Raw genomic sequence first — 9,276 nt, forward strand, 5'->3', positions numbered from 1 at the left:
GCTTATCGACGATGTGTTGAGGCGTGCGGCCTTCCGGGTTTCCCATCGAAAAGTCGATGATATCTTCGCCCGCTCGACGTGCCGCCATTTTTATCGCGTTCACCTCGGCAAATACGTAGTTTGGAAGTCGTTCTATGGTATTAAATCTAATCTCGTCAAACATAAATTTCTCCTTACTCTAGGTAGATTTTGAGTCCTCGTTTGATGTTTTCTAGGCTGACCGCATCGTCGATCATTATGTATTTTGCATTTTGAGGGAGCGATACTTTTAGGCTATTTACGGGCTTGCTAGTTTGCTTTTCGTCAAGCAAATTTAAGTTTTTATCCAAAATTCTCACGACGGCGGACCAGCGATCCTCTGCGCTAGCGCTTATCGTCGTACTCTTTGCGCCGCTAACGTCGATGAGATAGGGCTCAAGCGGCTTTGAGAGCTGGACTTCCTGCGAAAACTGCACGGGAGTTTGGTTTATAGAGGAATTTGACGCGTCGATGACGTACTCGTATGATAGCTCGCTGGGTCTATTTATGTCGGTTATCTCGGTGCCGCTTTCTTTAAGCGCGGCGTAGAGCGAGCCTGGATCCGGGATAAATTTGGTGTCGATCGTCACGCCCCAAAGCGCGCCGCCGGCGTTAGAAAATTCGCTCGTTAGGATATTGTTGTAGCCTAGTCCATTTAGAGCGTCTTTTGCGATTTTCATGATTAGTAGCGGGTTGTTTTGGCGCGAGATAAATTTGATATTTACCTTGACGTTTTGTTTGTAGGATAGACGCAGGAGCGAATTTGACTTCAAAACATTTGAAATTTTAGCGATATCGGGCTTGCCGTTTGCGTTTAGATATGCAGAGCCGTCGCCAAAGAGCTGAGTTGCTTTTGCGCTATTTTGACCTAGCAAGCCGCCTGCTATATCCACCACGCTGCCCGCAAGGCAAAAAGCCGCGCTAGCAGTCAAAAGTAAAAGCTTTTTTACCACGATTTACCCTTATTTAGAGCTACAAATTCGTCGTATGTGAGCAGTGAAACCTTGTCTTTTTCTATTAAAAATCTTTTTGGCCTATCGTCACCAAATTTGATCGTTTGTCCGTCTATTTCGAGGTTTATATTGCCATGCCCGGTTACTGCGAGTTGCTTTTTACCTATTTCGATCGTGAAGCTATTTGTAGTATCTACAGAGCGCTTTTTATTTTCGTCCAAATTTATAACGCCCAGCCACGTTTTTTTGCGCGGTACGATTTTTATTTCTTTTGTGCTTGCCGCTAGATACCAAATTTTATCGTCGCTTGCTTGCTTTATCTCTTTAGAAGCATCGCTTGATGTATTTTGCTCTTGATTTTGCGTGATATTTTCTTCTTTATTAGTTTGCGTGGTTTCGTTCTTATCGGTATTTACGTTTAAATTTACTTCAGGCATAGCTACAGCTACGGACGCATTCTCTTCAGTCGGTAAAATCGGCTCGAGATTTTTTATAGCGTATAGATTTTCGTCATTTGTAGCGTTTTTGCTCTCTTGTTTTGCTTCGTTTAGGCTTTTGGCTGCTTGTTGGACGGCGACGGCTCCGGTGTAGGTAACGCTTTTATTCTTATCTTCGAAAATGTTTAAAACATTGCTAAGGTAATTACCTTCGTTAAGTACGTATATTACGCCCGCAACAACCGCAACAACCGCTAAACCAAGGAGTTTCACGCCTGCATTAGAGTGTTTGCCGTCTGCAGTGTATGCGGATATCTTAGGCGATACGGATATGCTTTTGTGTTCGTTTTTTTGATTGCGCTCGGTCATAAACGCCTCATACTCGCTTATCCATTGTGAAAAGTCGATATTTAGCTCGCGCTCTAAAATTTTAATGAAGCCTTTAACGTTTAAGCGCACCAGTTTTTCAAAATTTTTATCAGCGATGTAGCCTAAGTGTTCGGCCTCTATATGAGTTCTTCTCGCGACTTCGTTTAGTCCCAGCTCTTTTATTAAACTTATATCATTCATTTATAATCCTATCGCAAAGTATGGCAAACGCAGCCGAGACGTTTAGGCTGTCCCAGTCGTTTTTCATTTTTATTCCTACTATTTCGTCGCTTTTGGCAAGGACTTTTTTGTGTAAGCCTTCGCCCTCGCTACCCATCACGAGCGCGACTTTTTGGTTAAATTTGACCTCGTGAGCGTTTTTGCCGCCGCTTGCCGTGGCGTAAATTTTAAAACCGACCTGTTTTAGTTCGTTTAGCAAGCTAAGACCGTCTTCGACAAGAGCGATATTTGCCTCGTAGGCCGCTCCACTACTAGCTCGCAGTACGCCTTCCATCGCTAAATTTTTAGCGACGACGACGATGCCTCCGCAACCCAGCGCATGCGCCGTTCGGACGATGGCGCCGATGTTCCCGACGTCGCTAAGTCCGTACAAGATCGCTATAAAATTTTGTTTTTTTATCTCGTCGATACTTTTAAACTCAAACTCCTCAACTTCGGCTAAAAAGCCTTGGTGATTGCCGCCGTGTGCGAGAGCTTGGGCTTTTTGATTATCCACGCGCTTTATCGGCGCGCCGACGCCTACGATCTGTGAAAATAGCGCCTTGTCACACTCCTTGGCGAGATAGACCGTTTTGACGCTTTTTTTATAGTTTTTTATGATGTGCAAAAATAGCTGTTTTCCGTATATTATCATCGCCTGATAATAGCTAAAAATCGGTAAAATTTAGCTAAATTTTCGGATGAATTCGCTGTTTGTTTGAGTCTGCGAGCAAGTTTTAGCGGGTGAGCTCGGAGTAAATTTCTTTGGCGTTTCGACCTGTGATTTTGGCTAGCAGTTTAGACTTGGCTTTGGGTGAAATTTCAAGTTCCAAAATATCGTTTTGAGTGATTTTCTCAAAGGTAAAATTTGGATTTTTTTGCACTACGACGCACCACTCACCGCTTAAATTCGCCTCTTGTAGCTTTTGCGCGAGTTCGCTTGCCGTGGCTCTAAATTTAGTTTCAAATTTCTTTGTTGCTTCTTTTATGGCAAAGATTTCTCTATCTGGTTCAAGCTTGGCAAAGTCTAAAATAAGTGAAAGTATGCGTTTTGGGCTTTCGTAGATGACTGCGGGAAACGGCGAATTTAGCGCATTTTGTACCGCTGCGGCTCGCTCTTTGCCGTTATTGGGTAAAAATCCTAGAAAGCAAAATTCTTTCTCGCAAAGACCGCTAGCGACGACGGCCAAAAGCGCGGCGTTTGAACCGCTTAATACTTCATACGCGATACCGTTTTTTATAGCAAAATTTACGAGTGCAGCTCCCGGATCGCTGATTCCAGGCATACCCGCATCGCTTAAAAATGCGACGTTTTTATCAAAAATTTCAAGCTCGATTTTAGATAAAATTTCATCTTCGTTATGCGTGTGTATCGAGATAAATTTTTGTATATTTATATTTGCATCAAAACGCGTATTTAGCAGGTTTATGAGGGATTTTGCGACTCTGGTATCTTCGCAAAAGAGTATCTCGCATTCGCGCAAAACGCTCAAAGCGCGAAGCGAGATATCGCTTAAATTTCCTATCGGCGTAGGAACGAAATATAGCAAAGGGTTATTTTAAGTTATATTTTTTCTTAAATTTATCAACGCGGCCCGCGCTATCTACGATCTTTTCGCTGCCTGTGAAAAACGGATGGCACTCTGAGCAGATATCCACTCTGATCTCGCTTTTGTTTGACTTCGTAGTGAAGGTGTTGCCGCAAGCGCAAGTTACTTTGCACTCAACAAATTCCGGATGAATTTCTTTTTTCATTTTTTGTCCTTTTATCGTCTGATTTTTTAATTTTCATTTAAAGTAAGGCGAGATTATACAAAAAACTTCGTAAAAAATCAAATTTAAATCAAAATTTTAGCCGCTATGCCTAAAATCGCCGTTTGCGAGCGCAAAATATTTTTTGCTCTCAGCCCGTATTTTTTAGCGACTGCTTCTCGCTCGCTCTGGCTAAATCCACCCTCGGGCCCGATCGCTAAAATTTCCTTGCCCGCGTAACCGTCCAAATTTCCTCCGTCAAAGTCGATGAGAGCGACGTTTGGATAAAATTTTACTAGCTCGTCTAGGCTTTTGTAAATTTCAAATTTCATCAAATCGTTTCGTCCGCACTGCTCGCATGAGCTTATCAAAATGCGCTCTAGCCGCGAAAAATCGAGCTTAAAGTTTTTTTGCGAAAACTCGCTGTAAAAAAAGATTATTTTTCCAACGCCCATTTCGTTTAGGCTGGGTAGCGTTTTTTCAACCGTTTTTGGATCGACGACGGCCCAGGCTAGCGTCAGATCGCTGCTTCTCGCCTCTACGTCATGCGAAAATATCAAATTTAGCTCCGCGCCCCTTTTGTCTAAATTTACGATTTCATAGATGTGGTTTTGTCCGTCGGTCAAATTTCGCACGTCGATGCGCTCGCCTACCTTAGCGCGCCGCGCCTTCAGGTGTAAAAACGCCTCGCCTTCAAGTCTGATTTGCTCGTTTTTAGCCTCTTTCGAATATAAAAATTTCATCTCACACCGCTTGCAATGAGTATCAAAACAAAATCAGCCGCGATTTTTAGGCGCATTTTGGCTCTAAAATCGGCAAAATTTTTAGTTTTTATCGCCGTTTTTAGCCGCTTAAACTCCATCGCGCCAAGCCCGATAAGCAGCGCCCAAACCGCGATCATCACGAGAGCTTTGAGGCTCGGATAAAAGTAAAAAACGCTCATCAAAAGTAGCCCCGTAAGCATCATCGCGGCCAAAAACGCGTAGTATGTGGGCAAAAATAGCCTAATGCGCTTAGCATAGGCTGGCGAATTTACGCCGAAATTTATCAGGCAAAAGTGCGCCGCGACGAGCGCTAAAAGCGTAAAAGCAAGCCCGATGTGGATGGAGCGCGCTAGCTCGTAGAGCTCTGAGAGATGCTCGTTAAATTTCATTTTTCAGGCACCGGCTCTGGCGGCATATTTTCGTCGATACTTACGTTTGCGTCGCTCTGCGCGATAGGCACGTCGCTAGGCACAGTGCCACCAAGATCCAGCGACGCTGGCTCCTTTTTCTCCTCGCAACCGCCAAAAAACAGTGCCGCCAGCGTCAAAATCGCAAAAATTTTCCTCATTTGCGCTAGACCTCCTTTGGATTTACTATTTTTTTGCCTAGCTTGATCTTCTCAAACAGCTCCGCGTCCTCCCACTCGGCTCTCACGCCCTCGGAAAAGACGATCTCGTTTAAATTTACCTCGCCCATTTTGGCGTTGTACGCATCCTCTCTAAAGCACTGCGCGTAGCCCGTGTCGGTCTCGTGGACGATGACGCTGTGGAGCTTCACTTCGCGCTCGCCGTTTTGCATCTGCGTGGTTTTTAAAAGCCTATCGATCATCACGAAAAATATCCTGCAAAACTGCTCTGCAGAGGGATTTAGCGGGATCTCGATCCAGCGCGCGGAGTGCTTTTTGAGATCGTTTTTGTACTCCGCACTATCTCCGCTAAATATCGTCGTGCAGTGATCAAAGCTATCGATGATGCAGCCGATGTCACGCTTCATCAGGCCAAAGTCATACACCATCCCCGCGTTATCGAGAAAATTTGATTCAAGTAAAATTTCAGCCCTGTAAGAGTGCCCGTGGATGCTGGTTTTGCAGCGTTTCGAGCTGCAAAATCTAACGATGTGAGCGTTTTCAAATTTAAACATTTTTCTTATTATCATCTTAGCTCCGTTTATTAAATTTTTACCGTTTCGCGCCGTAAAATGCGGATAATGCCACCTAAATTTACGTTTTAAACCCCTTCTTTTGCGCCCCAAAGCCTGATGTGCAGGCGATCGGAGTAGCTAAAACCGTGTTTGATCGCAAACTGCGCGACGGATAGGGCGTTTTGCTCAATGCTTATTTTATCATAACCTTGCGGCATACAAAAGACTTCCGCGTCGCAAATCTCTAAAATACGCGAAATTTGCGCTATCGCCGAGCCGTCTTCCGCGCTTTTTTTATCAAGGACGAATTTATAAAAACTACCTGTGGAGTTTTGTTTTATGGCTTTTAGAGCGGCGGGATTTATGCGCTTAGCTTCGCTTTCGCCACTATTTTCGAGCTTGACGCTAACGGCGAAACGGCATCTTTTATAAATCTCAAATTTGGCAAAATCCACCTCGATCGTACCGTTTGTTTCAAAATGCGCCTCGTAGCCCTCGCTAGTCGCAAAATTTAAAAAATCTAGCAAAATTTGGTCTTTGTGATGTAGTAGCGGCTCGCCGCCAGTGATGACGACGATAGGTTTGCGGCGCAAATTTGCGCTCAAGCTTTGCGTTATTTTTATGAGTTCGTCGGTGCGGGTGATTTTTTGATACGAAAAATGCCCCGTAAAAACCGCGCGGATCGTGTCGCAGCCAACTAGCGTTTCGCCGGTTTTGGGCGAGACGGCGCGCACTCCAAAGCCCGCGCAGTTTAGATTGCAGCCAGCAAAACGCAAAAAAATCGCCAAACGGCCGCTACTTGCGCCTTCGCCTTGAATGCTTAGGAAACTCTCGACTAGGTTTAAACTCAAATTTCGCCTTTTAATTTTAGTCGATTATAGCAAAATTTGAAGAGTAGGTTTATGGAGTTAGGTGGATTTTACGTCAAATTTGAGCGGGTTTTGCTAGAAAAACGGCGGTAAATTTACGGATAAAAATGTATAAAATCAAGCGCGGTTAAATTTGGCAAAAAGCAGGCTAAATCCACGCCAAATTTGACGTAAATTTAGCCTTGATTTCAGCCGCCCGTTTGGTAAAAGGCGCGGCTTGAGGTCTCGTTTTGAGCGCCGATCGCCCATTTGTTTTCTTTGGGCTTGTTTTGCAATACTTGGCGCAATATCTCGCTAGCGCCCGCGATATCGCCCTTTCTTACGGCGTCTTTTATGCTCATCGCATCCTCGAAGTATAAGCACGGGATGAGATGTCCCTCGGCCGTGAGGCGTATGCGGTTGCAGCTCTCGCAAAAGTCGTGTTTGTGCGGGTCGATGACGCCAAATGTATAGCCGTCCTCTAGTCGGTAGATGCTAGCTGGGCCGGTCGGGATTTTTTCAGCCGCAGTAAAACGATATTTTTGCGCGATGACGTCCAAAATTTCAGCCGATTTCATGCCTTTTAGCTCGTCATTTGCGTGGATATTTTCCATATATTCGATATAGCGAATTTGACAACCCATAGAGCGTGCAAACTCTAGCAAAGATACGATCTCGTCGTCGTTTACGCCTCTTAGCGCGACGGTGTTTAGCTTGACTTTTAGCCCGGCTTCAAGCGCTGCGTCAAGGCCCGCTAAAACCTCGTGTAGAACGCTTTTTTGCGCGAGAAATTTAGCTTTTTCGGTTTTTAAGCTATCAAGCGACATATTTATGCGCTTTAAACCCGCGTTTTTTAGGGCTTTTGCGTAGTGTTTGAGCATAAAGCCGTTGGTCGTGATGGCTAGATCGACGTCTGGGCTGTGCTCGTTTATCATCGCGATAAATTTGTCCAAGTCCTTGCGCAGTAGCGGTTCGCCGCCCGTGATACGGATCTTTTTTACGCCTTCGTCTAGGCAGACTTTGACAAATAAAAACAGCTCCTCAAAACTTAGTAAATTTTCCTTCGGCTCCCAACTAAACGGAGTTTTAGGCATGCAGTATTTGCATCTAAAGTTACATCTTTGCGTGACAGAAATACGCAGATAATCAACAGTTCTTCCGTGTCCGTCTATTAACATTTTTCGCCCTTAATTTTATCAAAAAGAATTGTTTTTGATTTGGTTAAAGGGCATTATAGGAAGTTAAGCTTTAAAATTTTTTAAAATTCGCGTATGAAAATAATGTTATTTTTTTATATTTCGCGCCCGAGTTTTAACACTATATCAGCTCCCGCAATTTTAGCGTCAGCTCGACCTTGCCCACGCCCACGCACAGCTCTTTTGCGATGCTTTCGACGCTTTTGCCTTCGCTATACATCTGCACTATGCGCTTTTCGTCGTCTTCGCCGTTTGGAGCGGAGATCTTGCTAATGCTTTTGGTGCGCTCTTCAAGCGTAAATAGTCTATCTTGTTGCTGGCTTTGGAAGCTATCTATCGAGCTTTCGATGCCTTGGAGGGTGTTTATTATCGGAGTTATTTTTTGATTGATTTTTTCATTTAGACGCTGTTCGAGGTTGCTTTCTAACTGCACTACGTCAAATTCGGCCGGCTCGCTATTTTGATTAAAATTCGTAACCTGTTTTTTTACGGCGTGAAGCTCTTGTATTAGCCCTTCGATAGCTTTTTCGTATCTTGAAAATTTCCTTGAAGCCTCTAAATCTTTTATAAAAACCAGCACGAAAAGCACTGTCAAAATCAGCCCAAAAATGACAAATATTATCAAGTCGTTACTCATCGTTCATCTCCTTTAGTTCTCTTATCATAGCGCGCTCTCTGGCTGTCACGTAGCCGTTGTAGTCGCTCTCGTCGCTCTCGTTTATGCGCGTGATTTTGGCGGTTTTTTCATCTAGCGCTTCAAAAAATATCGCCACGTCTCGCTTTGGAAAAATAGGCATAAAAATGCGTCCGTAGTACCTGGCACCTTCTTTAAATTTAGCCTCTTTTATCCTAAAATTTTCAAAATTTATCCCGTCAAGCGCACTAGATTGAGCAAGCTCGAGCTTTATAAATTTTTCATTTTTTATGTAGGCGTTTAGCTCGTCAAATTTACGGTGAAGCTCGACTAGTAGCGTCAGTATCACCTGATCGCTTTCCTTCGTGTCGCCCTTTGCTTTGGCGCGCTTTATCCACGCTCCTAGCGGATCGTCCTCGTTGCCGCTTAGCTTGTCGAATTCGCGCAAAAACTCGCTCTCGCGCTCGCCGATTTCCTCAAAAACTATGTCTAAATTTGCCGGAACCAGTCTCATAAGCTAGCCCAGACGAAAACGAAAAAAAGTATGCCCAGATAACCGTTTAGCGTAAAAAACGCGCGGTCGATCTTGCTAAAATCCCGCCTAACGATGCGGTGCTCGGCCACTAAGATGCCTCCGCAAAGCAAAATGCCCGCAAAGGCCGCCGCGCCAAGCCCTCCCGCCCACGCAAAAAGCAACCAAAAGATCACGGCTGTGGCGTGAAATATCGCCGAGATAAACATCGTAGCCTTTTCGCCGTAAACGCTAGGTATGCTAAAAAGCCCGTGCTCGCGGTCAAATTCGATATCCTGAAGCGAATAAAGCAGGTCAAATCCCGCCACCCAAAACATCACGCCAAGGCAGAGCAGCACGCTAAAAAGCGGTATCTCGCCAGTAACCGCGACGGCTCCGGCGATGGGCGCGAGACCTAGCGAGAGGCCCAGGACT

Annotated in this window: 14 protein-coding genes and 1 pseudogene; all 15 read right to left on the minus strand. The window is 44.7% G+C overall.

Annotation, left to right across the window (positions count from 1 at the left end; translation table 11 throughout):
* Positions 1-163 (minus strand): annotated as a pseudogene (locus Q0338_RS08560) (alanine transaminase); the annotation flags it as partial.
* Positions 164-173: 10 nt separating this feature from the next.
* Positions 174-971 carry a hypothetical protein gene (locus Q0338_RS08565; RefSeq protein WP_298086383.1) on the minus strand — a complete coding sequence of 266 codons (798 nt, stop codon included), beginning with the start codon at positions 969-971 and terminating at the stop codon, positions 174-176.
* Positions 965-1,978 carry a phosphatidylglycerophosphate synthase gene (locus tag Q0338_RS08570; protein WP_298086384.1) on the minus strand — a complete coding sequence of 338 codons (1,014 nt, stop codon included), beginning with the start codon at positions 1,976-1,978 and terminating at the stop codon, positions 965-967. Before Q0338_RS08570 ends, Q0338_RS08565 begins: the two co-directional genes overlap by 7 nt.
* The gene (rlmB, locus tag Q0338_RS08575) at positions 1,971-2,651 is read right to left on the minus strand and encodes a 23S rRNA (guanosine(2251)-2'-O)-methyltransferase RlmB (protein WP_298086385.1); all 681 of its coding nucleotides are present in this window, start codon (positions 2,649-2,651) and stop codon (positions 1,971-1,973) included. The genes Q0338_RS08570 and rlmB overlap by 8 nt, the downstream gene beginning before the upstream one ends.
* An 82-nt stretch (positions 2,652-2,733) precedes the next feature.
* Positions 2,734-3,546, minus strand: coding sequence for a 16S rRNA (cytidine(1402)-2'-O)-methyltransferase (gene rsmI / locus Q0338_RS08580; RefSeq protein ID WP_298086386.1), 813 nt, complete (start codon positions 3,544-3,546; stop codon positions 2,734-2,736).
* A gap of 4 nt (positions 3,547-3,550) precedes the next feature.
* Positions 3,551-3,751, minus strand: coding sequence for a 50S ribosomal protein L31 (rpmE, locus tag Q0338_RS08585; protein WP_009495090.1), 201 nt, complete (start codon positions 3,749-3,751; stop codon positions 3,551-3,553).
* An 83-nt stretch (positions 3,752-3,834) separates the two neighbouring features.
* On the minus strand, positions 3,835-4,491 hold the full coding sequence (locus Q0338_RS08590; RefSeq protein WP_298086387.1) for a 16S rRNA (uracil(1498)-N(3))-methyltransferase: 657 nt from the start codon (positions 4,489-4,491) through the stop codon (positions 3,835-3,837).
* Positions 4,488-4,901, minus strand: coding sequence for a hypothetical protein (locus tag Q0338_RS08595; protein WP_298086388.1), 414 nt, complete (start codon positions 4,899-4,901; stop codon positions 4,488-4,490). Before Q0338_RS08595 ends, Q0338_RS08590 begins: the two co-directional genes overlap by 4 nt.
* Positions 4,898-5,080, minus strand: a complete 183-nt coding sequence (locus Q0338_RS08600; RefSeq protein WP_002947188.1) for a hypothetical protein — start codon at positions 5,078-5,080, stop codon at positions 4,898-4,900. Before Q0338_RS08600 ends, Q0338_RS08595 begins: the two co-directional genes overlap by 4 nt.
* A gap of 5 nt (positions 5,081-5,085) precedes the next feature.
* On the minus strand, positions 5,086-5,667 hold the full coding sequence (locus tag Q0338_RS08605) for a 6-carboxytetrahydropterin synthase (protein WP_122871766.1): 582 nt from the start codon (positions 5,665-5,667) through the stop codon (positions 5,086-5,088).
* Between the two features lie 71 nt (positions 5,668-5,738).
* On the minus strand, positions 5,739-6,503 hold the full coding sequence (locus tag Q0338_RS08610) for a 7-carboxy-7-deazaguanine synthase QueE (RefSeq protein WP_298086389.1): 765 nt from the start codon (positions 6,501-6,503) through the stop codon (positions 5,739-5,741).
* A gap of 206 nt (positions 6,504-6,709) precedes the next feature.
* Positions 6,710-7,678 (minus strand): GTP 3',8-cyclase MoaA, encoded by a 969-nt coding sequence (gene moaA / locus Q0338_RS08615; protein ID WP_298086390.1) that lies wholly within the window; start codon positions 7,676-7,678, stop codon positions 6,710-6,712.
* Positions 7,679-7,817: 139 nt separating this feature from the next.
* Positions 7,818-8,333 carry a hypothetical protein gene (locus Q0338_RS08620; RefSeq protein WP_298086391.1) on the minus strand — a complete coding sequence of 172 codons (516 nt, stop codon included), beginning with the start codon at positions 8,331-8,333 and terminating at the stop codon, positions 7,818-7,820.
* Positions 8,326-8,844 (minus strand): hypothetical protein, encoded by a 519-nt coding sequence (locus tag Q0338_RS08625; RefSeq protein WP_298086392.1) that lies wholly within the window; start codon positions 8,842-8,844, stop codon positions 8,326-8,328. Before Q0338_RS08625 ends, Q0338_RS08620 begins: the two co-directional genes overlap by 8 nt.
* On the minus strand, positions 8,841-9,276 hold a 436-nt coding region (locus Q0338_RS08630), incomplete at its 5' end, for a UbiA family prenyltransferase (protein ID WP_298086393.1). The genes Q0338_RS08625 and Q0338_RS08630, both read right to left, overlap by 4 nt.

Source organism: uncultured Campylobacter sp. (assembly GCF_938018145.1).
Classification (GTDB): Bacteria; Campylobacterota; Campylobacteria; order Campylobacterales; family Campylobacteraceae; genus Campylobacter_A.

Coding starts and splice junctions, on each gene's coding strand:
- Q0338_RS08600 (WP_002947188.1), bottom strand. CDS start 5,080: ATGAGGAAAATTTTTGCGATTTTGACGCTGGCGGCACTGTTTTTTGGC.
- rpmE (WP_009495090.1), bottom strand. CDS start 3,751: ATGAAAAAAGAAATTCATCCGGAATTTGTTGAGTGCAAAGTAACTTGC.
- Q0338_RS08620 (WP_298086391.1), bottom strand. CDS start 8,333: ATGAGTAACGACTTGATAATATTTGTCATTTTTGGGCTGATTTTGACA.
- Q0338_RS08625 (WP_298086392.1), bottom strand. CDS start 8,844: ATGAGACTGGTTCCGGCAAATTTAGACATAGTTTTTGAGGAAATCGGC.
- moaA (WP_298086390.1), bottom strand. CDS start 7,678: ATGTTAATAGACGGACACGGAAGAACTGTTGATTATCTGCGTATTTCT.
- Q0338_RS08570 (WP_298086384.1), bottom strand. CDS start 1,978: ATGAATGATATAAGTTTAATAAAAGAGCTGGGACTAAACGAAGTCGCG.
- rlmB (WP_298086385.1), bottom strand. CDS start 2,651: ATGATAATATACGGAAAACAGCTATTTTTGCACATCATAAAAAACTAT.
- Q0338_RS08595 (WP_298086388.1), bottom strand. CDS start 4,901: ATGAAATTTAACGAGCATCTCTCAGAGCTCTACGAGCTAGCGCGCTCC.
- Q0338_RS08590 (WP_298086387.1), bottom strand. CDS start 4,491: ATGAAATTTTTATATTCGAAAGAGGCTAAAAACGAGCAAATCAGACTT.
- Q0338_RS08605 (WP_122871766.1), bottom strand. CDS start 5,667: ATGATAATAAGAAAAATGTTTAAATTTGAAAACGCTCACATCGTTAGA.